At 71.4% G+C, this 23344-nt stretch carries 20 protein-coding genes; 12 read left to right on the top strand and 8 right to left on the bottom strand.

Annotated elements, in window-relative coordinates:
- Positions 1-2 precede the first annotated feature (2 nt).
- The 3 genes from ACIBG7_RS29990 to ACIBG7_RS29980 are packed head-to-tail and all read right to left on the bottom strand — an operon-like array spanning position 3 to position 4408.
- Positions 3-1145 (bottom strand): amidohydrolase, encoded by a 1143-nt coding sequence (locus ACIBG7_RS29990; protein WP_397338389.1) that lies wholly within the window; start codon positions 1143-1145, stop codon positions 3-5.
- Complete coding sequence (locus ACIBG7_RS29985; protein ID WP_397338388.1) at positions 1136-2275, bottom strand: alpha/beta hydrolase-fold protein; 1140 nt, start codon at positions 2273-2275, stop codon at positions 1136-1138. The genes ACIBG7_RS29990 and ACIBG7_RS29985 overlap by 10 nt, the downstream gene beginning before the upstream one ends.
- Entirely contained in the window at positions 2276-4408 is a 2133-nt protein-coding gene (locus tag ACIBG7_RS29980; RefSeq protein WP_357919303.1) for an iron chelate uptake ABC transporter family permease subunit, read from the bottom strand.
- A 51-nt stretch (positions 4409-4459) separates the two neighbouring features.
- Between ACIBG7_RS29980 and ACIBG7_RS29975 the strand changes: the two genes are divergently transcribed.
- Positions 4460-5425 (top strand): ABC transporter substrate-binding protein, encoded by a 966-nt coding sequence (locus ACIBG7_RS29975; RefSeq protein WP_397338387.1) that lies wholly within the window; start codon positions 4460-4462, stop codon positions 5423-5425.
- A 467-nt stretch (positions 5426-5892) separates the two neighbouring features.
- Here the strand turns inward: ACIBG7_RS29975 and ACIBG7_RS29970 are convergent, their stop codons facing one another.
- On the bottom strand, positions 5893-6603 hold the full coding sequence (locus ACIBG7_RS29970; protein ID WP_357919297.1) for a DedA family protein: 711 nt from the start codon (positions 6601-6603) through the stop codon (positions 5893-5895).
- Positions 6604-6687: 84 nt separating this feature from the next.
- On the opposite strand from ACIBG7_RS29970, the gene fbaA reads away from it, so the two are divergent.
- The 4 genes from fbaA (at position 6688) to ACIBG7_RS29950 (ending at position 10466) form a co-directional block, all read left to right on the top strand.
- Positions 6688-7707 (top strand): class II fructose-bisphosphate aldolase, encoded by a 1020-nt coding sequence (gene fbaA / locus ACIBG7_RS29965; protein WP_357919294.1) that lies wholly within the window; start codon positions 6688-6690, stop codon positions 7705-7707.
- Between the two features lie 34 nt (positions 7708-7741).
- On the top strand, positions 7742-8152 hold the full coding sequence (locus tag ACIBG7_RS29960; protein WP_357919291.1) for a DUF3151 domain-containing protein: 411 nt from the start codon (positions 7742-7744) through the stop codon (positions 8150-8152).
- A 77-nt stretch (positions 8153-8229) separates the two neighbouring features.
- Positions 8230-9516 (top strand): adenylosuccinate synthase, encoded by a 1287-nt coding sequence (locus ACIBG7_RS29955; RefSeq protein ID WP_397338386.1) that lies wholly within the window; start codon positions 8230-8232, stop codon positions 9514-9516.
- Between the two features lie 50 nt (positions 9517-9566).
- Complete coding sequence (locus ACIBG7_RS29950; RefSeq protein WP_397338385.1) at positions 9567-10466, top strand: glycerophosphodiester phosphodiesterase family protein; 900 nt, start codon at positions 9567-9569, stop codon at positions 10464-10466.
- On the opposite strand, the gene corA is transcribed toward ACIBG7_RS29950, so the two are convergent.
- Positions 10463-11500 carry a magnesium/cobalt transporter CorA gene (gene corA, locus ACIBG7_RS29945; RefSeq protein WP_397338384.1) on the bottom strand — a complete coding sequence of 346 codons (1038 nt, stop codon included), beginning with the start codon at positions 11498-11500 and terminating at the stop codon, positions 10463-10465. The genes ACIBG7_RS29950 and corA overlap by 4 nt on opposite strands.
- Positions 11501-11900: 400 nt before the next feature.
- Here corA and purD point away from each other — a divergent pair, with 400 nt between their 5' ends.
- The 5 genes from purD (at position 11901) to ACIBG7_RS29920 (ending at position 17845) form a co-directional block, all read left to right on the top strand.
- Positions 11901-13115, top strand: a complete 1215-nt coding sequence (gene purD / locus ACIBG7_RS29940; protein WP_357919280.1) for a phosphoribosylamine--glycine ligase — start codon at positions 11901-11903, stop codon at positions 13113-13115.
- On the top strand, positions 13112-13948 hold the full coding sequence (locus tag ACIBG7_RS29935) for a phosphoribosylaminoimidazolesuccinocarboxamide synthase (protein WP_357919277.1): 837 nt from the start codon (positions 13112-13114) through the stop codon (positions 13946-13948). The genes purD and ACIBG7_RS29935 overlap by 4 nt, the downstream gene beginning before the upstream one ends.
- Positions 13949-14021: 73 nt before the next feature.
- Positions 14022-15287: a UDP-N-acetylglucosamine 1-carboxyvinyltransferase gene (gene murA / locus ACIBG7_RS29930; RefSeq protein WP_357919274.1), complete on the top strand. Its 1266-nt coding sequence runs from the start codon at positions 14022-14024 to the stop codon at positions 15285-15287.
- A gap of 234 nt (positions 15288-15521) precedes the next feature.
- A complete protein-coding gene (locus tag ACIBG7_RS29925; protein ID WP_357919271.1) occupies positions 15522-16811 on the top strand; it encodes a GTP cyclohydrolase IIa in 1290 nt (429 codons plus the stop codon).
- A 101-nt stretch (positions 16812-16912) separates the two neighbouring features.
- Entirely contained in the window at positions 16913-17845 is a 933-nt protein-coding gene (locus ACIBG7_RS29920) for an EamA family transporter (protein WP_357919268.1), read from the top strand.
- Positions 17846-17848: 3 nt separating this feature from the next.
- Here ACIBG7_RS29920 and hisC read toward each other — a convergent pair whose 3' ends face one another.
- Both hisC and ACIBG7_RS29910 read right to left on the bottom strand, forming a co-directional pair.
- Complete coding sequence (gene hisC / locus ACIBG7_RS29915) at positions 17849-18910, bottom strand: histidinol-phosphate transaminase (RefSeq protein WP_357919265.1); 1062 nt, start codon at positions 18908-18910, stop codon at positions 17849-17851.
- Positions 18911-19028: 118 nt separating this feature from the next.
- A complete protein-coding gene (locus tag ACIBG7_RS29910) occupies positions 19029-19823 on the bottom strand; it encodes an alpha/beta hydrolase family protein (RefSeq protein WP_397338383.1) in 795 nt (264 codons plus the stop codon).
- A 56-nt stretch (positions 19824-19879) separates the two neighbouring features.
- Here ACIBG7_RS29910 and ACIBG7_RS29905 point away from each other — a divergent pair, with 56 nt between their 5' ends.
- Positions 19880-20464, top strand: a complete 585-nt coding sequence (locus ACIBG7_RS29905; RefSeq protein WP_357919259.1) for a helix-turn-helix domain-containing protein — start codon at positions 19880-19882, stop codon at positions 20462-20464.
- Positions 20465-20474: 10 nt separating this feature from the next.
- Positions 20475-21116, top strand: coding sequence for an SAM-dependent methyltransferase (locus tag ACIBG7_RS29900; RefSeq protein ID WP_357919256.1), 642 nt, complete (start codon positions 20475-20477; stop codon positions 21114-21116).
- Here ACIBG7_RS29900 and ACIBG7_RS29895 read toward each other — a convergent pair.
- Entirely contained in the window at positions 21106-23322 is a 2217-nt protein-coding gene (locus ACIBG7_RS29895; protein ID WP_397338382.1) for an ATP-binding cassette domain-containing protein, read from the bottom strand. The two genes, ACIBG7_RS29900 and ACIBG7_RS29895, sit on opposite strands and share 11 nt — an antisense overlap.
- Positions 23323-23344: the final 22 nt, after the last annotated feature.

Raw genomic sequence — 23344 nt, 5'->3', positions numbered from 1 at the left:
GGTCAGCGGGAGTCGGTAGCCGATGCGGCGAGGTCGGCGGCGGTCGAGGCCAGGACGACTGCCGCCGCCAGCATGGCCTCGTCGGCCGCCGGGGTCACCGCCGCCGCGGCGAAGGCGGCCTCGTGCGGCGCGGCGCCGCCCGCGCCGATGTCCAGCATCGGGTGGATCGCGGGCACGGCGTGCGACACGTTGCCCATGTCGGTCATCGCGAACGGCCCACGCTCCACCGGAACCGGCCGCCCGGCCACCGCCGCGTTGGCCGCGTACCAACCGGCCAGCCGCTCGTCGTCGCGGAAGTCGAGATAGTCTGGCTCGGGCCGGGTCAGCCGCACCTCGCACCCGGTGGCCACCGCCGCCCCCTCGAAGCACGCCTGCACCCGGGACCGCAGCTCGCCGAGGTCGGCCGCAGCCCCGGCCCGGATCTCGTAGCTCGCAAGGGCACGGTCGGGGATGACGTTCGGCGCCAGCCCCGCCTCGGCGACCACGCCGTGCGCGTGCCGCCCGGGCGGCAACTGCGCGCGCAACAGGCCGAGCGCCACCTGAGCCACGGTCATCGCGTCAGCGGCGTTGCGCCCCTCCCACGGAGCGAGCGTGGCGTGCGCGGCCCGGCCGGTGTACTCGACGTCCAGGGTCCCGAGGGCGAAGGAGCGGAACCGCACGGTCTCGAAGGGTCCGGGATGCACCATCATCGCCGCGTCCACCCCCTCGAACACGCCGGCCTCCAGCAGCAGCGCCTTGCCGCCGCCGCGTTCCTCCGCCGGGGTGCCGACGACCAGCACGGTCAGACCCAGCTCGTCGGCGAGCGGGGCGAGGGCGAGCCCGGCCCCGGCCGAGGCGGCGGCGATCACGTTGTGGCCGCAGGCATGCCCCAGCCCCGGCAAGGCGTCGTACTCCGCGCAGAACGCCACGGTGACCGGGCCCGACCCGGCGCGGGCGACGAACGCGGTGGGCAGGCCGGCGACCCCCGGCTCGACGGCGAAACCGCCGTCGGCCAAGGTCTGGGCGGTCCAGGCGGCGGCCCGGTGCTCCTCGAAGGCGGTCTCGGGGTGGGCGTGGATGCGGTGGCTGAGGCCGGTCAGCTCCTGGGCCGCCTGCCGTACGGTGTGGTGGGCGGCCCGCTTGGCCGCCTCGACGTTCACAGCCATCCCGCGCCCACCGTCTCCAGCCCGCGGGCCAGCCCGCCGAGCCAGCAGGCCGGGTCGTGGCCGCCGGCGAACTCGCTGAAGGCCACCTCGTAGCCCTGCGCGGCCAGCGTCTCGGCGAAGCGGCGGTTCTCGCCGAGCAGCATCCACTCCAGGCGGCCCACCTCCACGTAGAAGCGGACCATACGGCGGGGCGAGCGGGCGTACTGCCGGGTGAGCCACTCCGGGTCGGCGTCGCTCCACCAGTACGAGCCCGACTGCGACACCACCGCCCCGAACCGCTCGGGGGCCAGGTAGGCGGCGTAGGAGGCGGCCAGCCCGCCGAGGCTCTGCCCGGCGATCACGGTCAACTGCGGGTCCGGCGAGGCGTTCAGTTCCCGCTCGGCCCACGGGAGCACCTCCTCGGCCAGGTGCCGCACGAACGGCTCGTGGCAGGCCAGCTCCCGCAGCCGCGTCGGCCGGTCCACCGCGTCCGGCAGCACCGCCACCACCGGCGGGATCCGGCCTGCGGCGATCAGGTTGTCCAGCGTCGGCCCGATCCGCTCGGCCCACACGTCCCCGTCCAGGAACACCACCACGGGGTACGGCCCGCCACCGTGCCCGGCTGAGGTGGAGGACGGGGTGAAGGCTGGGCCGGGGGCCGGGGTGGTGATCGGACCGTTGGGCGGGGTGTAGGTCCAGAGGCGGCGGCCGGCCACTGTGTGTTCCGTCATCCGGCCACGCGCCACCCCGGGACGGGCCTCCCGGTACGGCTGGGCCGGCGCGCCGGGCAGTTCGAGCAACGACGAGGGCCGCCGCCCCGGTGAGGCCGGGACGAGCACCGGGTTGTCCGGGTCCGGCCCCGCCGTCTCCAGCGCCCGCAACCACGACGCACGGTCGGTCCCCGGCACCTCGGCGCACGGCAGGATCTGGTAGCTGGCCCGCAGATCCCCGTCCAGCTCGTAGACCGCCTCCAGCACCTCACCACCAGCGGCGGGCCGCATGACGTGCCCACTGATGTCACCGGCATGCCGGTCCCGGTCGGTCAGCGTGTTGATGAGCACCACAGCCAGCTCACCGGCCGCCCCGGGCCGCCAGCGGAAGGTGACCCGGTAACGGCCGGGCGTGCTCGCCGGCTCCACCAGCAGGGACATTCAGGATCTCCGATCGGTGAGAAGGGCCCACAGCAGGAACGGCCCGCCGAGGATGCTGGTGACGACGCCGACCGGGATCTCGATCCCGCCGGCCGCCACCCGCCCGGCGGTGTCGGCCGCCACGACCAGCGCCGCCCCGGCCAGGGCCGAGCCCAGCAGCGGCACCCGCGCCGGCCCGGCGAGCTGGGCGGCGATGACCGGTGCGGCCAGGGCGACGAAGGCGATCGGCCCGCCCACCCCGACCGCGAGCCCGGCCAGCGCGACGGCCAGGCAGAGGAGCCACACCCGGGTGCGGGCGGGACGCGCGCCGAGCGCCGCGCTGACGTCCTCGCCGAAGCGCAGCACCGCCAGCCGCCTGGACAGCAGCACCGCGGCAGGCGTCAGCACGGCCAGCCCGGCGGCCACCGGCAGCGCCACCGCGTAGTCGCGGCCCGCCAGGCTGCCGACGCTCCACGCGTGCACCGCCGTCGCCGCGCTGAGCCCCTGCCAGGCCAGCAGCGCCTGGGTGAGCGAACCGGCGATCGTGCTGAGCGCCAGGCCGGTGACCAGGAAGCGGTAGCCCTGCCGTCCGGTCCCGCCGGCGACCGCGAACACCGCCACCCCGGCCGCCGCCGCGCCGAGCGGGCCGATCCACCAGTGGCCGAAGAGCGTCCCGGTGGGGGCGATCAGGCCGGCGAGCAGGATGGCGATGATCGCGCCCTGGTTGATGCCGAGCAGGTCGGGCGTGGCCAGCCGGTTGCGGGCCAGCGCCTGGGTGAGCGCGCCGGACAGCCCCAGGGCGGCCCCGGCGACCAGACCGGCGACGATGCGCGGCAGCCTGATCTCCTGGACCAGCAGGCGCTGACCGCTCTCCCCCAGCCCGTACAGCGCGTCGAGCGCCTGTGCGGCCGTCATCGCCGACTGCCCGGCCACGATCGCTCCGAGCGCCAGCCCCGCGGCCAGTAGCGCGAGCCCCACCGCCACCACCGATCCCCGCACCGGCACCAGCACGGACAGACCGCCCAGCCGTACGGGAAGGGTGTCGGCAGGCCGAAGCCCGCCCACCCGACCGGTGCCGAGGCCGGCGGCCTGTGGGTGGCCGCCGCTCCTCCCCCTCCACAGTCGCCGCGCGGGCCGGGAGGTGGCGGACAGGTCGGGGGCACCCGCGGCGACCGCGCGAGACCGGGCCACGACGATGAGCACCGGCGCCCCAAGGACCGCCACCAGCAAAGACACCGGCGCCTCGTACGGCTGCGCCACCACCCGGGCGAGGATGTCCGCCCCGAGCAGCACCGCCGCCCCCGTCCCGGCCGCCAGGAGAAGTTGCGCCCCCACCCGCCCCCGGCAGACCCCGCGCGCCACGAAGCCCGCCAGCAAGCCGAGGAACCCGATCGGCCCCGCCATGGCCACCGCCGCCGCCCCGAGCAGGGTCACGGCGACCGTCACCCACCAGCGGGTACGGCCAGGCCGGTACCCGAGGGAGACGGCCACGTCGTCGCCCAAGGCCAGGGCAGCCAGCGGCCGGGCGGCAAGCCCCGCCATCACCAGCCCCCCGACCACCGCGGGCGCGATGGCCAGCACCCGCTCCATCGGCAGCCCGGACAACGAGCCCAGCACCCAGAACCGGTACCGGTCGAAGGTGAGCGGATCGGCGACCAGCAGCGCGGTAGTCAGCCCGGTCAACGTGGCCGACAACGCCGCCCCGGCCAGCACCAGCTTGAGCGGCGCCAGCCGCGCCCCGAGCAGCAACACCAACGCGGTCGCCGCCAGCGCACCGCCGAGCGCCCAGGCCAGGTACGCCCCGCCGGTCTGCGCCCCGACGAACACGATCCCGGCCACCACCCCGAGCGCCGCACCCGCGTTGACGCCGAGCAGCCCCGGCTCGGCCAGCGGGTTGCGGGTGACCGCCTGCATGAGCAGCCCCGCCACCCCGAGCGCCGCCCCGACCAGCAGTCCGGCGAGCGTCCGGGGCAGGCGCAGCGTGGTCACCACCATCTCCAGGTGATCATCACCTCGCGCGCCGAGCACGTAGTCGATCACTTGGCCGGGCGCGACCCGCCCGGCTCCGGCCAGCATCGAGCCACCGAGCAGCACGATCACGACCCCGAACACCAGGAGGGGCAGCGCTGTCCCAGTGCGGGGTTGCAAAGCCATGGAGTAAGGCTACCCTAAATTAGGACAGCCTTACCTAACTTTGGAGCTGGCATGACCTCCCTCCCCCGAGTGAGCGGCCTCATCGCCGCCGCACTCGCCCTCATCACCGTGGTGGCGTGCGGCGCAACCGGCACCACCGCCGCCGGCGACCCCGCGGCCACCACCCCGGCCGCGGCGACGCGGGAGATCAAGGACGCCACGGGCACCCTCATCAAGGTCCCCGCCGACCCCAAGCGCGTCGTGACGCTGACCCAGGAGGACCTCGACGCCGCCCTCGCCCTGGGCGTCACCCCCGTCGGCATCACCAACGGCCAGGGACTCGACAAGCCCCCGGCCTACCTCGCCGACCGGGTGCAGGGCATCCCGGTCGTCGGCAACCTGCTCCAGCCGGTGATCGACAAGGTCGTCGAGGTCAAGCCCGACCTCATCCTCGCCGGCGACCTCCAGGACCAGCAGGTCATCGACCAGCTCCGCAAGATCACCCCCGCCACCGTGCTCACCATGGCGCCCAGCGACGACTGGAAGCTGTCGTTCATGGGCATCGGCAACGCGCTCAACCGGCTCGACGGGGCCAAGAAGGTGCTGGCCGACTACGACGCCGCGGTCGCTTCGGCCAAGGCCGGGATCAAGCCGGCCGAGGTCAGCATCGTGCGGTGGAACCCGCAGGGGCCCAGCTGGATGGAGAAGCGGCAGTTCGCCGGCTTCGTCGCCACCGACCTTGGGCTTACCCGGCCTGCGGCGCAGAACAAGGACGGCACGGCGCACTCCCTTCCGCTCAGCCTTGAGGCCCTTTCGGACATCGACGGGGAGTGGCTGTTCGTGTCGACCCTTACCGCGGACGGGCAGAAGGCGTTGGACGAGATCCGCGGGACGCCGGCGTTCAAGCAGCTTCGGGCGGTTCGGGCGGGGCAGGTTGTGGCGGTGGACGGGTCGGTCTGGAGCACCCGGGGGGCGCCGTTGGCGGCTCGGGTGGTGTTGGGGGATCTGGTCAAGGCTTTGGGCGGGTCTGGGTCCTGAGGGGGCCTCTCTCGCCCTCACCGGACAGGATCACGCCCCGCCGTACGGGCTTCTCACCGCATCGGTTGAGAGGTGGGTCGCGGCTTTCCCCACCGCACAGGATCACGCCCCGCCGTACGGACTTCTCACCGCACCGGTTTGAGGTAGGGGGCGGCTTTCCCGCCGCACAGGATCACGCCCCGCCGTACGGGCTTCTCGCCGCACCGGTTTGAGGTAGGGGGCGGCTTTCCCGCCGCACAGGATCACGCCCCGCCGTACGGACTTCTCGCCGCATTGGTTGAGGGGGCGGTGGGGGGTGGAGGGAAGGGCCGCGTGGCCGCGTGCCCGCCCACGCCCCCGCGCATCTATGCGGCGAGAAGGGGGCGCGGCGGGGTGTGATCCTGGGCGGTGGGTGGGGAAGGCGGCGAGCAAGGCCCCCGTGCGGCGGCGGGGAGGGTGGGCCTGCCCGCCGAGACAAAAAGGACAGGTCAGGGGGCGTCGGTGGGAAGGCGGTGGTGTTTGCCGACCGGCGGCGGGAGGGCCTTCTTGATCCGCCGCGCCTTGACCGCCTCCACCACGATGGGGATCAACGAGATCGCCACGATGAGAAAAACCCCGGGCAGGATGTAGCGGTCGATCTGCTTGGGGTCGACGCGGTTGCCCAGCCAGTGCCCGAGCAGCAAAAGGCTCTCGGTCCAGACGACGCCGCCGATGACGTTCCACAGGAAGAACCGCCGGGGCTGCATCTCCAGCACCCCCGCGACGGGGTTCATGAAGGTGCGCACGATCGGGACGAAGCGCGCCAGGACGACCGCCCGCGCGGGCCCGAACTTCTCGAAGAACTCCTCCGCCCGAAGCACGTGTTCCCGCTTGAACAGCTTGGAGTCGGGCTTGTCGAACATCTTGCGCCCGAACCGGAACCCGAGGAAGTGTCCGAGTTGCGCGCCGGCGATGGCGCACAAGGGGGTCCCGATGAGCAGGACCGGCAGCGACAGCGGTTCGATCTCGCCGCCCATGCCGGCGGCCACGGAGGCGGAGCTGAAGATTCCGGCCGCCACGAGGAGCGAGTCGCCCGGCAGGAAGAAGCCGAGCAGCAGGCCGGTCTCGGCGAAGATGATCGCCAGAACGCCGACTGTCGCGAAGGCCCCGAGAATGGTGAGCCACCAGGTCGGGTCCAGGAGATTCAAGAGCCAATCCACGCGCTGAGCCTACCCGGCTTGTTCACTACCAAGGAGGGAACAGAGCCGGGATACTAGGCACCGCCATCCCGTATCGACCAGGAGATGATCATGGCTATCGCCACCCCAGAGGTCTACGCCGAGATGCTCGACCGGGCAAAATCCCGCGGATTCGCCTACCCGGCCATCAACGTGACCTCCTCGGAGACGTTGAACGCCGCTTTGCGCGGTTTCGCCGAGGCGGAGAGCGACGGCATCATCCAGGTGTCCACCGGCGGCGCGGAGTTCCTGTCCGGCGCGTCGGTGAAGGACATGGTCTCGGGTGCGCTGGCCCTGGCCGAGTACGCCCGCGTGGTGGCGAAGAAGTACCCGGTGACCGTGGCGCTGCACACCGACCACTGCCCGAAGGACAAGCTCGACGGCTTCATGCGCCCGCTGATCGAGGCGTCGCTGGCCAAGGGCGGCGACCCGATCTTCCAGTCGCACATGTGGGACGGCTCCGCCGTACCGCTGGAGGAGAACCTGGAGATCGCCAAGGAGCTCCTGGAGAAGTGCCGCCGCGCCCGGATCATCATGGAGATGGAGATCGGCGTCGTCGGCGGCGAGGAGGACGGCGTCGCCAACGAGATCAACGAGAAGCTCTACACGACCGCCGAGGACGCGCTGGCCACGGCTGAGGCGGTCGGCATCGGCGAGCAGGGCCGGTACATGCTGGCCGCGACCTTCGGCAACGTGCACGGCGTCTACAAGCCCGGTCACGTGAAGCTGCGCCCGCCGGTGCTCAAGGAGATCCAGGACGTCGTGGGCGCCAAGTACGGCGTCGAGCGCCCGTTCGACCTGGTCTTCCACGGCGGTTCGGGCTCGGCGATGGAGGAGATCCACGAGGCGATCTCCTACGGCGTGGTCAAGATGAACATCGACACCGACACGCAGTACGCCTACACCCGCCCGATCGCCGACCACATGTTCCGCAACTACGACGGCGTGCTGAAGGTGGACGGCGAGGTCGGCAACAAGAAGACCTACGACCCCCGCTCGTACGGCAAGGCCGCCGAGGGCGCGATGGCGGCCCGCGTCGTGCAGGCGTGCACGGATCTGAAGTCGACTGGGACGAAGATCTCGTAGCCACACATACGGCCCGGCGGGTATGACTTGTCTTATGGACAACCTTCTCGCCGGGCCGCCGCCGACCTACCTGCCGGACACGCCCGAGGCCAGGGAGGCGCTCGAATCGGGCGCCAAGGCCGCCGACGTCGCCGCCCGCTTCCCCGCCAACTCGGCGGCCTGGGCGACGCTGGCCGAAGAGTACTTCGCGCAGGGGCACGCGGTGACCTCCTACGCGTTCGCCCGCACGGGCTACCACCGTGGTCTCGACCAGCTCCGCCGCGCGGGCTGGAAGGGTCACGGCCCCATCCCCTGGGACCACGAGCCCAACCGTGGTTTCCTCCGCAGCCTCTACGCCCTCGGTCGCGCCGCCCAGTCCATCGGCGAGAAAGACGAGGCCGAGCGCTGCCTGACCTTCCTGAAGGAAAGCAGTCCGGAGGGGTACGACGCTTTGTCCCGAAGTTGAATTCGGGTAGTCTCTCTTCGCAAGAGCCCCTGTCGCTGTTGCGCCAGGGGTTTTCGTTTGTGTTGGGAGACAAGGCAATGCCGGCTGTTGTGATCGTCGGTGCCCAGTGGGGCGACGAGGGCAAGGGAAAGGTCACCGACCTGCTCGGTGACAGCGTCGAGTACGTGGTGCGCTACCAGGGCGGCAACAACGCCGGCCACACGATCGTCATCGGCGATCAGAAGTACGCGCTCCACCTCGTACCGACCGGCGTGCTCTCGCCGCATGTGGTCCCGGTGATCGGCAACGGCGTGGTCATCGACCCGGGCGTGCTACTCAAGGAGATCGACGGTCTGGCCGAGCGCGGCGTGTCCGCGGAGAAGCTGCTGATCTCGGCGAACGCGCACCTGATCATGCCGCACCACAAGGCCATCGACAAGGTGACCGAGCGCTACCTCGGCAAGAACAAGATCGGCACCACCGGCCGCGGCATCGGCCCGGCCTACGGCGACAAGATCTACCGGATGGGCATCCGGGTCCAGGACCTGCTCGACCCGGGCATCCTGCAGCAGAAGATCGAGGTCGTGCTCGGCGAGCGCAACCAGGTCCTCACCAAGATCTACAACCGTCGCGGCATCGACGCCGGCCAGGTGCTGGAGGAGTACCTCGGTTACGCCGAGCGCCTCAAGCCGCACATCGCCGACACCTCGCTGGTGCTGAAGCAGGCGCTCGACGCCGGCAAGTTCGTGGTGCTGGAGGGTGGTCAGGGCACGCTGCTCGACATCGACCACGGCACCTACCCGTTCGTCACCTCCTCCTCGCCGACCAGCGGCGGGGCGTGCTCGGGCGCGGGCATCCCGCCGAACCGCCTGACCAAGGTGATCGGCATCCTCAAGGCGTACACCACGCGCGTGGGCTCGGGCCCGTTCCCGACCGAGCTGACCGACGAGATGGGCGACTGGCTGCGCACGACCGGCCACGAGTACGGCGTGACCACCGGCCGCAACCGCCGCACCGGCTGGTTCGACGCGGTCATCGCGCGGTACGCCACCCGCGTCAACGGCGTCACCGACTTCTTCCTCACCAAGCTGGACATCCTGTCCGGCCTGGAGAAGATCCCGGTCTGCGTGGCCTACGACGTCGACGGGGTGCGGCACGACGAGATCCCGATGACGCAGACCGAGTTCCACCACGCCAAGCCGATCTACGAGGAGTTCCCGGGCTGGCAGGAGGACATCTCCGACGCGAAGAGCTTCGCCGACCTGCCGCCGAACGCCCAGGCGTACGTGCGCAAGTTGGAGGAGCTCAGCGAGGCCCCGATCTCGGCGGTCGGCGTGGGGCCGGGCCGTACCCAGACAATCGAGATCAATTCCCTGGTCGGCTGAGCGGGCGTGCCTGCGCGGGGCCTCCAGGATGAGGGGGTAGGGTCCCCGGTGTGCGTGTAGAGATCCACGGTCATCGGGGAGCCAGGGGCCTGTGGCCCGAGAACACCCTTCCGGGGCTGAGCCGTACCCTCGAACTGGGGGTCCACGCCCTGGAGCTGGACGTCGCACTGAGCGCCGACCGGCGCCTCGTGCTGACGCACGACCTGCACGTGTCCGCGATCACCAGCGCGGACACGCGGCCGGCCCATCCCGGCGACGAGCAGTTCCCGTACGTCGGCAAGGCGATCAACAGCCTCACCCTGGCGCAGCTCCGCACGCTCGACGTGGGCGTACGGCTGCCGCGCCACCCCGACGACCCGTTCGCGCTCACCCAGGCGCCGCTGCCCGACACCCGCATGCCGACGCTCGGCGCGGTCCTCGGCCTGGTCGGCGCCTACGGCGCGGACGGGGTGCGGTTGCACGTGGAGCTGAAGTCGGACCCGACCCGGCCGGAGCTGTGCCCGGACCCGGCGGACTTCACCGAGCTGGTCGTCGAGGAGCTCGACCGGCACGGCCGGCTGGACAACGCGGCGATCCTCAGCTTCGACTGGCGGGTGATCGCGGCGGCGGCCGAGCTCGCGCCGGGCACCCAGCGTTTCGCGCTGATCGAGGAGGACACGCTGCACTGGCACGGCTGCCTGGGCGACGGCCTCCCGGCGGCGGCGCGGGCGGCGGGAGCCACGACCATCTCGCCGGAGCACGTCATGGTCACGCCGGAGTTCATGGCCCAGGCCGCGGACCTGCCGGTGGCGGCCTGGACGGTCAACACGCCCGAGCGGGCGGCGGAGCTGCTCGACCTGGGCGTGGCCGGGATCGTCACCGACTATCCCGACCGGATGCGCGAGTTGTGGCGGGAGCGGGGTCTCCCGCTCCCCACGCCGGTGCGTCCCCTGCGCCCGGTGGCGGTCTAGAGCCAGCCGTTGCGGCGGAAGCCCCGGTAGAGGAGCGTGCAGGCGGTCACCATGACCGCCAGCACCGCCGGATAGCCCCACACGTCCTTCAGGCCGGGCATGTAGTCGAAGTTCATTCCGTAGACGCCGGCGATCATCGTGGGCACCGTCAGCAGCGCGACCCACGAGGAGATCTTGCGCATGTCCTCGTTGGCCATCGTGTTCGAGCGGGCCAGCGCGGCCTGCAGGATCGAGTTGGACAGTTCGTTGGACGACTCGACCTGCTCGCACACCCGCGAGAGGTGGTCGGAGACGTCGCGGAAGTACTCGCGCATCTCGTTGGGGATGACGCGGCGCTGCGGCAGCGCGGCCATGGGCGGCTGCAGCGGCGTTATGGCGCGCTTCATCTCCAGCATCTCGCGCTTGAGCTGGTAGATCCGGTTGATGTCGCGGGAGGAGACGTCGGCGAAGACGGTCGCCTCGACCTCTTCGAGCTCGAGCTGCATGAGGTCGGCGACCTGGAGGTAGCGGTCGACGACGTGGTCGGAGATGGCGTGGAGCACGCCCGCCGGGCCGCGGTTCATCAGCTCGGGGTTGTCCTCCAGCCGCTCGCGCACCTCGGCGAGCGGGCAGTGCGAGCCGTGCCGCACGGTCACCACGAAGTCGGCGCCGAGGAAGACCATGATCTCGCCGGTGGCGATGATGTCGCTGGTCGCGGTCAGCTCGTCGTGGTCGAGGTAGGCGATGGTCTTCAGCACCATGAACAGCGAGTCGCCGTACCGCTCCACTTTCGGCCGCTGGTGCGCTTTGACGGCGTCCTCGACCGACAGCGGGTGCAGTCCGAAGACCTCGGCCAGCCACTCCACCTCGGGCGCGGCCGGCTCGTGCAGGCCGACCCAGACGAACGCCTTGGGGCCGTCCTCGGTCAGGTTGTGCTCGCGGACCAGGCCGAGCGAGGCGGTGATGCCTTCGGCGTAGACGCGCTTGCCGTCGATGTAGGCGCCGTATTCGACGATCGAGTCGACCGGCGGGATGCAGGGCGTGCGCTCAGGCACGACGATCGACCGTGCCCGGGGCACGGGGTGGCGGTTGCTGCGACGGAAGAGGGTGGACGAGCGCATGGCAGTCCCTTTCCGCCCGACCTATTACACGCTCCACGCGTGACGAAAGACGTCATCACCTCACAACACGAATGCGTGGAGGAACGATCAGGCTGCCGGATTGGAGTGGTCGGGGCTATGCACGGCGTACGCGTGCGAGCGCGTACTGCTGGGATCACCAGGTTTCATCCCGGACCACCTCCAATCGCAAAGACGGCGCAAAGCTGCCCTAATCTACCACAGGCGGACTAGACCACCCTGACGATACTCCCCCGACCCCCAGCGATCAGGTAAAACCGGCCAAAGAATGTGACCGCATCCGGCCACCTCCGCCGGGCCTGCGACAATGAGGCACGTGCGCGTTCTTGTGATTGGATCCGGCGGCCGTGAGCACGCCCTGTGCCGCTCGCTGCGGCTCGACCCCCAGGTGACCGAGCTCCACTGCGCCCCCGGCAACGCCGGCATCGCCGAGGTGGCGACGCTGCACCCGGTGGACGCCCTCGACCCCGCCGAGGTGACCGCGCTGGCCACCCGCCTGGCCGCCGACCTCGTGGTCGTCGGCCCCGAGGCGCCGCTGGTGGCCGGCGTCGCCGACGCGGTACGGCAGGCGGGCATCCCCGTGTTCGGCCCCTCGAAGGAGGCGGCCAGGATCGAGGGCTCGAAGGACTTCGCCAAGCAGGTCATGACCGCCGCGGGCGTCCCGACCGCGCGCTCGCGCACCTGCACGACGCGGGCCGAGGCCGAGCGGGCGCTCGACGAGTTCGGCGCGCCGTACGTGGTGAAGGACGACGGACTGGCCGCGGGCAAGGGCGTCGTCGTCACCGATGACCGGGAGCAGGCGCTGGCGCACGCCGCCTCGTGCGAGCGGGTGGTCATCGAGGAGTTCCTCGACGGCCCGGAGGTCTCGCTCTTCGCGCTGTGCGACGGCACGACCGCCGTGCCGCTCCAGCCGGCCCAGGACTTCAAGCGCGCCTACGACGGCGACGAGGGGCCCAACACCGGCGGGATGGGCGCCTACACGCCGCTGCCCTGGGCGCCCGAGGGGCTGACCGAGCAGGTGATGAGCGAGGTCGTGCGGCCCACCATCGCCGAGCTGGCCCGGCGCGGCCTGCCGTACCAGGGAGTGCTGTTCGTCGGGCTGGCGCTCACCTCGAAGGGGCCGAAGGTCATCGAGTTCAACGCCCGCTTCGGCGACCCCGAGACCGAGGTGCTGCTCGACCGGCTGGAGACGCCGCTGGCCGGGCTGCTGCTGGAGTGCGCCACCGGCGAGCTGCGCACCGTCCCGGCCTTCCGCGACGGCTCGGCGGTCGTGGTGATCATCGCGGCCGAGAACTACCCGGGGACGCCGGTCAAGGGCGACCCGATCACCGGGATCGACGCCACCGACCACTCCTACGTCCTGCACTGCGGGACGAAGCTCGACGGCGGCCGGCTGGTCGCCGACGGGGGCCGGGTGCTCGCCGTACTGGGCAACGGCCCGGACCAGGAGACCGCCCGCCGCAACGCCTACGACCTGGCCGGGCGCATCGAGTTGCGCGGCTCGCACCACAGGACGGACATCGCCCGATGAAGCACCTGCACTCCGGCAAGGTACGCGACCTCTACCTAACCGACGAGGGCAACCTCCTCATGGTCGCCTCCGACCGCGTCTCGGCCTTCGACCACGTGCTCGAACCGGGCATCCCCGACAAGGGAGCGATCCTCACCCAGCTCTCGCTGTGGTGGTTCGAGCAGCTCGAGGACCTGCTGCCGAACCACATCGTGGCGCACGGGCCGGACGCGCGCAGCGTGGTGTGCAAGCCGCTGCAGATGGTCCAGGTCGAGTGCGTGGCACGCGGTTACCTGACCGGCGGCGGGCTGGCGGAGTACCGCGCCACCGGCAAGGTCTCGGGCGTGGAGCTGCCGCCGGGGCTGGAGGACGGGTCCAGGCTGCCGGAGCCGATCTTCACGCCGTCGACGAAGGCGCCGATCGGCGAGCACGACGAGCCGATCAGTTTCGCGCAGGTGGTGGAGATCGTGGGCGCGGAAACCGCTGAAAAGCTCCGCCAAATCACGCTAAATGTTTACAAAAGGGGTGCGGAGCTGGCGGCCGAGCGCGGGATCATCGTCGCCGACACCAAGATCGAGCTGGGCCACGACTCCGACGGCGTGCTGACCCTGGCCGACGAGGTGCTCACCCCGGACTCCTCCCGTTTCTGGCCGGCCGACCAATGGCAGCCCGGGCGGCCCCAGCCCTCCTTCGACAAGCAGTTCGTCCGCGACTGGCTGACCTCGCCGGACTCCGGCTGGGACAAGTCGTCGGGCAACCCGCCGCCCCGGCTCCCGGACGCGATCGTCGAACAGACCCGGCAACGCTACCTGGATGCGTACGAACGCCTCACAGGTCACTCCTTTACCGCGTAGTTCGGCAATCCCACGGGTTATCAACGGTTACTGTTAGCCCCTGACCGATAACTACCCAGGGGAGCGGCAGGAAATGGTCCGTTACCGCGTGCGCGGAGGCAACGCACTGCGTGGAACCGCGTTCATCCAGGGCGCGAAGAACGCCGTGCTGCCCATGATCGGTGCGGCCCTGCTGGCGCCGAAGGGGCGGACGGTCCTGCGCAACGTCCCGATCATCGAGGACGTCCGCCGCGCGGTCGAGCTCGCCGAGACGATCGGCGCGCAGGTCGAGCTGCACGAGGCCGAGCGCACGCTGGTCATCGACGCCTCGCGGCTGACCAGCGCGGTGCTCCCCGCCGAGATCGCGCGCCGCTTCCGCGGCTCGGTGCTGTTCACCCCGGCGCTGATGCACCGCCTGGGCGAGGCGATCGTCGAGGGCGTCGGCGGCTGCAACCTCGGCAGCCGCAACCTCGACTTCCACTACCTCGGCTACAAGCGCCTGGGCGCCATCGTCGACGAGGGCGAGACGGTCATCCACGTCAAGGCCTCCGGCCTGACCGGCGCCACCCTCTACCTGGACACCCCGAGCCACACCGGCACGGAGAACCTGATCATGGCCGCCGCGCTGGCCAAGGGCGTCACGGTGATCGAGAACGCGGCGCAGGAGCCCGAGGTCCTCGACGTCATCGACATGCTCACCAAGATGGGCGCCCGGATCAGCGGCGGCGGCACCGGCTTCATCACCGTCGAGGGCGTGGAGGAGCTGCACGCCGTCGAGCACACCGTGATGCCCGACCGGCTCGACGCCGGCGTCTTCGCCATGGCCGCCGCGCTCACCCGCGGCGAGGTCTCGCTCGTCGGCACCGGCCTCGATCTGGGTGTCGTGCGCTACAAGCTGGAGCAGATGGGCGTCGAGTTCACCCGCCAGGGCGCGGTGCAGCACGTGACCTGCACCGGCGCGCTGCGGCCGATCAACATCATCACCGCCCCCTACCCCGGCTTCGCCACCGACCTGCAGTCGCCGATGATGACCGTCGCCACGCAGGCCGCCGGCGACAGCTACATCCACGAGCGCATCTTCGACGGCCGCTTCGAGCTGGCCAAGGAGCTGCGCGAGATGGGCGCCCAGATCGAGGTGGACGGCGGCCGGGCCATCGTGCACGGCGCCACCCCGCTCACCGGCGCGCGGGTCACCGCGCACGATCTGCGCTCCGGGATCGCTCTGGTGCTGGCGGGACTGGCGGCCGACGGTGAGACGGTAATCGAGCAGGGTTACCTCATCGACCGCGGCCACGCCCAACTGGCCGAGCGAATGCGGGCACTGGGCGCGGACATTACGCGAGAGATTTCTGGGTCATAAAGAACCCGTTGATATAGCCCCTGAGCTGCCCTGACACCCTTCCGGGCGGTCAACCAGAACGGCTTTCCGGAAAAGTCGGGCGTGACATTACGGCCCCCGCAAGCGATCGTTCCAAAAGGAGGAAGCTTCACTCCGGAGCTTCCCCGCCATTCAAGGACTGCAACGGACGGCAGGATGGGACGAACATTGGTCGAGCGGACCGAAGAACCTCCCCGAGTGTCACGCCCGGGCGCCATGACACCGGACCTCACCATCGGTGTGGTGGGTCCCCATGACCTCGTCGAGAGAGTCATGCTCATGGGCCACGCAGCCGCGCCCCTCCCCTGCCGACTGGTAGCCGCCGCGTATCGCGACGAGCAGGAGGCAGCAGACAAGGTCACCAGGCTCGGTCCCGGAGTGGACGCGTGCCTGTTCGCCAGCCCGGTTCCCTACGAGCTGGCCAGGCGGTCCGGTGTGTTGACCATGCCGGCGACCTACGTGCAACTGGGCGGCGGAGCGCTCGTCGCTGCGCTGGGCAAGGCTGCGCTGGACACTCGGTTCGACCCCACAAGGGTCAGCGTCGACGTGATCAGCAGGTCAGAGGTCGAGGAGGCCTATACAGATCTGGGAATACCCACGACAGACGTCCACAGCCGTGACGAGCCGGGCGCCACCGGCACGATCGCGGCCTACCACGAGCGGCTGGCTCGGCAGGGGGTCACCACCGGTGCGCTGACCTGCCTGCCGATGGTGGCCGATCGGCTGCAGAGCTCCGGCGTGCCGGTGATCAGGGTGAAACCCACCTCCGCGGCCGTGCGTACGGCGCTGCACACCGCGGCGTTGCTCGGCGCGCACCACCGGCTGGAGGAGTCGCAGCTCACCGTGGTGCTGGTCGAGGTGCCCACGCTCCGCGAGCCGGTACGGCGGGCCTCCCCCCGCTACTGGCGTGACGAGCTCCGGCTGTCCCTCCAGCGCCTGCTGGTGCAGGAGGCCAACCGGATCAACGCGACGGTGTGGCCGATCGACGATCACAGCTATCTGGTGACGGCCACGCGCGGCAGCATCGCGGGGGCGACGGACGGTTTCCGCGTCCTGCCCTTCGCCGCGCGCATCCGGGACGAGCTCGGCCTCGCGGTGGAGGTCGGGGTCGGGATGGGCCGCACCACGCACGACGCCGAGTCGCACGCACGGGCCGCGCTGGCGCGCACCCAGGCGGGCAAACAGGCGCAGGGCTTCGCCGTGGACCGGGAGGGCAGGGCGCTGGTTCCGGCGCCGCGGATGCCACCGAGCGGTTCCACGGCGCTCAAGCCCAAGGGCATCGAGGTGCTCGCCCGGCTGGCCGCGAAGCTGGAGGGCGGGGACACGGTGGTCGACGCCGAGGGAGCGGGCCGGATGCTAGGCGTCACGCCGCGCACGGCTCGGCGGTTGCTGCGCACGTTGGTTGACGAGGGACTCGCGTGGCCGCTTCCGCCCAACCGCACCCCTCAGCCCGGTCGGCCGAGGCAGCTTTACCGGCTCATTGTGGAGAAGCTGGGTCCCCGGTGATGACCCACTGAACAGGCCCGCCGTCCCCCTTCCCCTTTCCCAGGGCCGGCGGGCCGCCCCATTTGCGGCTTTGTCAGCGGGCAAAGCTATTGTCATGAGCTATGAATGCCAACACCAGTGACAGCCGCAAGCGCCTCCTGATCTGGGTGGCCCTGGGCCTGGTCTACGTGGTGTGGGGCTCGACGTATCTCGGCATCGCGGTGGCGATCGAGACCCTGCCGCCGATGCTGCACGGGGCCATGCGGTTCGTGGCCGCCTCGCTCATCCTGGGCGCGGTCGTGCTCGCCACCAAGGGCCGGCAGGCCTTCCGGATGACCAGGCGCGAGTTCGTCGGGGCCGCCGTGGTGGGCCTGCTCCTGCTGACCGCGGGCAACGGCATGGTCGCCGTCGCCGAGCAGCACATCTCCTCCGGGCTGGCGGCCCTGCTGGTCGCCTCGGTGCCGCTGTGGCTGGTCGTCTTCCGGCTGCTGGTGCGGGACCGGCCCGGCCTGGTAACGCTGGCCGGCGTGCTGATCGGCTTCGCCGGCGTGGCGGCGCTCTCGATGACCGGCAGCGGCGAGGGGTCGACCTTCGGCATCGTGATCATCCTGCTCGCCTCGTTGTCGTGGTCGATCGGCTCGTTCCTGTCCGGCCGGATCGCGATGCCGGCCAACCCGTTCGCGGCCAGCGCGGTCGAGATGTTCGTCGGCGGGCTGGGCCTGCTGGTGCTCGGGAGCGGCCTGGGCGAGCGGCTCGACCTGGCGGCGGTCTCCGGCCGCTCCTGGATCGGGCTGGCCTACCTGATCGTCGTCGGCTCTCTGGTCGGCTTCACCTCGTACGTGTGGCTGCTGGGCAACGCGCCGATCTCGCTGGTGTCCACCTACGCCTACGTCAACCCGGTCGTGGCGGTCGTCCTCGGCGCGCTGGTGCTCAGCGAGCCGGTCACCCCGAAGGTGTTGCTGGGCGGCCTGGTGATCGTGGTGGGCGTCGCCCTGGTCATCTCGACCGAGCGACGCCCGAAACCGGCACCGGACCCAGAAAAGGTCAGCGCGTGAAGGTCAGCGCTTGAGGTAGTGCTCGGCGGCGGCCAGGAAGGCGTCGTTCTCCTCCTGGGTGCCGATCGAGATGCGCACGCCGTCGGTGCCGTAAGGCCGCACGGCCACGCCCTCCGCCGCGCAGGCGGCGGCGAACTCGGCGCTGGCCTCGCCCAGGCGCAGCCAGACGAAGTTCGCCTCGCTCACCGGCACCGTCCAGCCCTGGGCGATCAGGCTGTCGCGCACCCGGCTGCGCTCCTTGACCACGTAGTCCACGCGCTCCTGGAGCTCGTCGCCGGCCTGGAGCGAGGCGATGCCCGCCACCTGGGCCAGGTGGTTGACCGCGAACGGCACGATCACCTTGCGCACCGCCGCCGCGACCGGCTCGGGGGCGATCAGGTAGCCCAGGCGGAGGCCGGCCAGGCCGTACGCCTTGGAGAAGGTACGGAGCACCGCCACGTTGGGCCGCTCCCGGTAGACCGTGAGGCCGTCGAGGATCTCGGGGTCGCGCACGTACTCCCGGTAGGCCTCGTCCAGCACGACCAGGACGTCCTGCGGCACCTTGTCGAGGAAGGCGAGCAGGTCGTCGCGGCGGATCGCGGTGCCGGTCGGGTTGTTCGGGTTGCAGACGAAGATCATGCGCGTGCGGTCGGTGATCGCCGCGGCCATCGCGTCGAGGTCGTGGTCCTCACCCTTCAGCGGCACCTTCACCGAGGTCACCCCGGCCAGGTCGGCGAGCAGCGGGTAGGCCTCGAAGGAGCGCCAGGCGTAGATGACCTCGGCGCCCGGTTCGCTGATCGTCTCGAACAGCTCCTGGGCGACGGTCACCGAGCCGGGGCCGAGCGCGACGTGCTCGGCCGGCACGCCGTACTTGGCCGCGATGGCCTCGGTCAGCTTGGTCGCCGCCGGGTCGGGGTAGCGGTTGACCTGGCGGGCGCCGGCCGCGATCGCCTCGACCACCGAGGGCAGCGGCTCGTCGGGGGACTCGTTCGAGGAGAGCTTGAAGGACCGGCCGTCCGGCCCGACGACGGCCTTGCCCGGCACGTAGCCGGGCATTGTGTCCAGGATGGAGCGGAAACGAGGCATGGCCTTACCTTATGAGGCCGTCTTCGGCTCGGCACACTCAGAGTCCCCTGGACAGGCCGTCAGTCCAGCCGGCAGGTACGGCATGTGCCCCGTGGTCGCACCCCCGCAGCCGGTCAACCTACAGGCGTTCGCGGAGCCAGCCGGTGGCGAGGCGGTCCACCGCGGCGGCGTGCGGCGTCTGCGGCGCGGGGTCGGTGCCGGGCTCGTCGGCGAGCGCGTGCCCCATGTCCGGGATCGTGGCCAGCCGGCCCCGCCCGCCCAGCGCCTCGGCCAGCGCCGCCGACGGGTCGAGGAAGCCTTCCCGGTCGTCCTCCTCGCCCACGACGAGCAGCACCTGGGTCGGCCCGAACTCGGCGGCCCTGGCCACGAAGTCGAGCCGTTCGGCCACCGCGTCGGTCTCGGCCGTCCAGGGGTAGGCGATGCCGTACCGCCTGCCGACCGCGGCGACGGCGGCCCGGAGCTGGACGACCGGGCTGACCAGCACGGCCGCCTCGATGTCGAGGCCGCTTTCCAGGGCCACGAGCTGGGCGACCGCCGCGCCCATCGAGCCGCCCACGACGCCGAGCGAGCGCGGCTCGACCTGGAGTGCCTGCTTCAGCTCCGGCCAGGCGGCGGCGAACTCCTCGGCTCCGCCGTACACGACGGGCCGGTGCATGTTGCGCACGGCGTCCTCGCTCGCCAGCCGGATGACCTCCGGCCAGCCGCCCTCGGGCAGCCGGTCGCCCGTCATAGGCAGGCCCAGGTAGACGCGCCAGGCGTCGAGGCCGTCCAGCGGCAGGGCGGCGGCGAGTGCGGCCGGGGTGCGCGGCGAGTCGAGCAGGTGCCAGGCCAGGACGACGGGCGCGTCAGGGTTCGGCGTGGCGGGCGGCACGGCGAGGTACGGCACGCCGGCCGCGGTTCCGGTGAGCGTCATGTCCAGACTCCAAGTTGTACAGCGTCCAATTCAATTGGACACTGTACATTACCCTCATGACCCCACCAAGAGCCCGAGGCCAGCGCGCCGGTCTCGACCGGGAGACCGTCCTCGCCGCGGCCCGCGACCTGCTCGCCCGCGACGGCCTCGACGCGCTCACCATGCGGGCCCTGGCCGACCGGCTGGGCGTGCGGCCCAACACGCTCTACTCGCACGTGCCGAGCAAGACCGCCCTGGTGGACGAGCTGCTCGACGACGTCCTCGGCGGCATCCCCGCCCCGGAGGACCCGCGGCCCGAGCAGGGCGTGCGCGAGCTGATGACGGCGACCTACCGGGTGTTGCTGGAGCACGCCGAGCTGGTGCCGCTCTACTTGAGCCGCCAGGGCGCCCGCGGCCCGCAGGCGCAACGTCTGGGCGAGATCATGCTCGACCTGCTGGCCAAAGGCGGGGTGCACGGCGAGCAGGCGGTGGAGGCCCGCCGGGTGCTGATCGTCTACACGATCGGCTTCGCCGCGTTCAACCCGGGCGAGGGGGCGGTGGTGCCGCAGGAGCACATCGCCCGCAACTTCGCGCTCGGCCTCGACTGGCTCCTCACCGGAATCCTCGGCGCAGGCATGGATTTGCCCCCGCCTCCGGCCTAATCTCTTGATCATGGATTGGCACGGCTGGCATCACGAGTACGACCGGCCCGGCTCCGTGCTGGCGGCACGGCTGGAGGTGGTGCGCGAGCGGCTGCGCCTGGCGCTCGACGAGGCGCCGCCGGGCCCGCTGCGGGTGATCAGCCTCTGCGCGGGTCAGGGCCGCGACCTGCTCGGGGTGCTGCCCGACCATCCGCGCCGCGACGACGTGCGGGCCCTGCTGGTCGAGCTCGACCCGGAGAACACCGCGCGCGCCCGGTCGGCGGCCGAATCGGCGCGGCTGCGCGGGGTCGAGGTGGTGACCGGCGACGCCGCGCTGACCGACCACTACCTGGTGACCGCCCCGGCCGACGTGGTGCTGATCTGCGGCGTCTTCGGCAACATCTCCGACGAGGACATCCGGCGCACGGTCGGCTTCGTCCCGCAGCTCTGCGCGCCGGGCGGCACGGTGATCTGGACGCGGCACCGGGGCGAGCCCGACCGGGTGCCGCTGATCTGCCGGTGGTTCGAGGAGCTGGGCTTCGAGCGGGTCTGGACCTCCGACCCCGGCCTCGGTTTCGGGGTCGGCGTGCACCGGTTCGAGGGCAAGCCCGAGCCGCTCGCGCCGGGCGAGCGGCTGTTCACCTTCGTGGGCTACGACCGCTTCACCCGATAGCGTCGGCGGTGGCGGTGTCCCTGAGCCCGGCGACCGGCCCCTCGTAGAGCACCTGGCCGCCGTGCTTGCCGGGCCCGGGACCGAGGTCGATCACCCAGTCGGCGTGCCGGATCACCTGGACGTTGTGCTCGATGACGACGGCCGTGTGCCCCTGCTCGACGAGCTGGTCCAGGATGCGCAGCAGCGTGGCGATGTCACGCAGGTGCAGGCCGGTGGTGGGCTCGTCCATGACGTACAGCGTGGGCTCCGCGCTGTCGCGCAGCTCCTTGGCGATCTTGACGCGCTGGCACTCGCCACCCGACAGCGTGGTCAGCGGCTGGCCCAGGCGCAGGTAGCCGAGCCCGACCCGGTCGAGGTGGCCGAGCCCGCGCCGGATGGCGGCGTCGGGCAGCAGGTCCAGGGCGTCGTGGATGGTCAGGTCGTCCACGTCGGCGATGGACAGCCCGTTGACCCGGTGCGCCAGCACCTCGGGGGTGAAGCGGCGGCCCTGGCAGGTCTGGCAGACGGTCTCCTGGCCGTCCATGAAGGCCAGGTCGGTGTAGATCACGCCCAGCCCGTTGCAGTCGGGGCAGGCGCCCGCGGAGTTGGCGCTGAAGTGGCCCGCCGGCAGCCCGCTGGCCTGGGCGAACAGCTTGCGGATCGGCGCGGCGATGCCGGTGTAGGTGATGGGCGTGGAGCGGCGGTTCGTGCTCAGCGCCCGCTGGTCGATCACCACGGCCCCCTGCTGGGCGACCAGCTCGGCGGCCAGGCTCGACTTGCCGGAGCCGGCGACACCGGTCAGCACGGTCAGCACCTGGGCCGGGAAGTCCACGGTGAGGTCCTTGAGGTTGTTGCGGGTGGCTCCGGCGACGGTGATCACGCCGGTCGCGGCGCGGGGGGCCGCCTTGGCCGGCGCCTGGGCGGCCAGGGCCAGCGCGGTCGCGGTGCGAGCCGCCTTGAGGTCCTCGAACCGGCCCTGGAAGACCAGCTCGCCGCCTCCGGCCCCGGCGTCGGGGCCGATCTCGACGATCTGGTCGGCGACCGCCATCACGGCCGGGTCGTGCTCGACGACCAGCACGGTGTTGCCCTGGTCGCGCAGTTGCCGCAGCAGGGTGATCATCGACTGCACGTCGTGCGGGTGCAGGCCGACGGTGGGCTCGTCGAACACGTAGAGCATCTCGACGAGGCTGCTGCCCAGGTGCTTGACGGTCTTGATGCGCTGCGACTCCCCGCCGGACAACGTCGTGGTCGCCCGGCCCAGGTGCAGGTAGCCGAGACCCATGGTGACCATCGCGCCCAGGCGGTCGAGCAACGCCCCCCGCACCGGGGCCACGGCCGGCTCGGTCACCCGCCCGACCAGGTCGGCGAGCTCGGTCACCTCCATACGGGACAGCTCGCCGATGGTGTGCCCGAGCACCGTCACGCCCCGGCTGGCCTCGTTGAGCCGGTCGCCGTGGCAGTCGGGGCAGCTCTGCGAGCGGGTGAAGCGGGCGATGGCCTCCTGCTTGCGGTCGGACAGGTTGTCGGAGGTGTGCAGGTAGATGCGCTCGAACCGGGCGACGATGCCCTCGTAGTCGGCCGGGGGGCGAACGCCGAGCGCCGCGGCGGCGGCTCCGCCGTACAGCAGGGCTTCGCGCTCCTGCGGCGTCCACTCGCGCAGCGGGGTGTCGGCGGTGAAGCTGCCGATGTCGGCGTACTGGGCGTACCAGTAGCCGCCGTTGCCGAAGCCGGGCAGCAGGATGGCGCCCTCGGCCAGCGAGCGGTCGAGGTCGAGGAAGCGCTCGACCGCGCTCACCACGACCTCGCCGAGTCCGGAGCAGGTCGGGCACATGCCGGCCGGGTCGTTGAAGGAGAAGTGGTTGGACTCGCCCACGTGCGGCGTCCCGATGCGGGAGAAAAGCAGCCGCAGGTAGGTCCAGGCGTCGGTGATGGTTCCGACGGTCGAGCGGGCGTTGCCGCCGAGCCGGCGCTGGTCGATCACCACCACCGGTGACAGCCCCTTGATCTCCTCCACCTCGGGCCGGCTCCACTTCGGCAGCCGGTTGCGGGTGAACGGCGGGAAGGTCTCGTTGAGCTGGTGCCCGGCCTCGGCCGCGATGGTGTCGAAGACCAGTGACGATTTCCCCGATCCGGACACGCCCGCGAACACGACCAGCCGCCCGCGCGGGATGTCCACGTCCACGGCCTTGAGGTTGTTGGTCCGAGCTCCCCTGATACGGATGTCCATGACGTCGAGGCTAGGCGCAGAT

Origin of the sequence: Nonomuraea sp. NPDC050328, assembly GCF_044459405.1 — a bacterium.
In the GTDB taxonomy this organism is placed as follows: Bacteria; Actinomycetota; Actinomycetes; order Streptosporangiales; family Streptosporangiaceae; genus Nonomuraea.
This window is presented reverse-complemented; position numbering and strand designations above follow the sequence as displayed.

What these genes read in the sequence shown, in the direction of transcription:
- ACIBG7_RS29990 (WP_397338389.1), bottom strand. Translation starts at nt 1,145, where the DNA reads ATGGCTGTGAACGTCGAGGCGGCCAAGCGGGCCGCCCACCACACCGTA.
- ACIBG7_RS29985 (WP_397338388.1), bottom strand. Translation starts at nt 2,275, where the DNA reads ATGTCCCTGCTGGTGGAGCCGGCGAGCACGCCCGGCCGTTACCGGGTC.
- ACIBG7_RS29980 (WP_357919303.1), bottom strand. Translation starts at nt 4,408, where the DNA reads ATGGCTTTGCAACCCCGCACTGGGACAGCGCTGCCCCTCCTGGTGTTC.
- ACIBG7_RS29975 (WP_397338387.1), top strand. Translation starts at nt 4,460, where the DNA reads ATGACCTCCCTCCCCCGAGTGAGCGGCCTCATCGCCGCCGCACTCGCC.
- fbaA (WP_357919294.1), top strand. Translation starts at nt 6,688, where the DNA reads ATGATCATGGCTATCGCCACCCCAGAGGTCTACGCCGAGATGCTCGAC.
- ACIBG7_RS29960 (WP_357919291.1), top strand. Translation starts at nt 7,742, where the DNA reads ATGGACAACCTTCTCGCCGGGCCGCCGCCGACCTACCTGCCGGACACG.
- ACIBG7_RS29955 (WP_397338386.1), top strand. Translation starts at nt 8,230, where the DNA reads ATGCCGGCTGTTGTGATCGTCGGTGCCCAGTGGGGCGACGAGGGCAAG.
- ACIBG7_RS29935 (WP_357919277.1), top strand. Translation starts at nt 13,112, where the DNA reads ATGAAGCACCTGCACTCCGGCAAGGTACGCGACCTCTACCTAACCGAC.
- murA (WP_357919274.1), top strand. Translation starts at nt 14,022, where the DNA reads ATGGTCCGTTACCGCGTGCGCGGAGGCAACGCACTGCGTGGAACCGCG.
- ACIBG7_RS29925 (WP_357919271.1), top strand. Translation starts at nt 15,522, where the DNA reads ATGACACCGGACCTCACCATCGGTGTGGTGGGTCCCCATGACCTCGTC.
- ACIBG7_RS29920 (WP_357919268.1), top strand. Translation starts at nt 16,913, where the DNA reads ATGAATGCCAACACCAGTGACAGCCGCAAGCGCCTCCTGATCTGGGTG.
- hisC (WP_357919265.1), bottom strand. Translation starts at nt 18,910, where the DNA reads ATGCCTCGTTTCCGCTCCATCCTGGACACAATGCCCGGCTACGTGCCG.
- ACIBG7_RS29910 (WP_397338383.1), bottom strand. Translation starts at nt 19,823, where the DNA reads ATGACGCTCACCGGAACCGCGGCCGGCGTGCCGTACCTCGCCGTGCCG.
- ACIBG7_RS29905 (WP_357919259.1), top strand. Translation starts at nt 19,880, where the DNA reads ATGACCCCACCAAGAGCCCGAGGCCAGCGCGCCGGTCTCGACCGGGAG.
- ACIBG7_RS29900 (WP_357919256.1), top strand. Translation starts at nt 20,475, where the DNA reads ATGGATTGGCACGGCTGGCATCACGAGTACGACCGGCCCGGCTCCGTG.
- ACIBG7_RS29895 (WP_397338382.1), bottom strand. Translation starts at nt 23,322, where the DNA reads ATGGACATCCGTATCAGGGGAGCTCGGACCAACAACCTCAAGGCCGTG.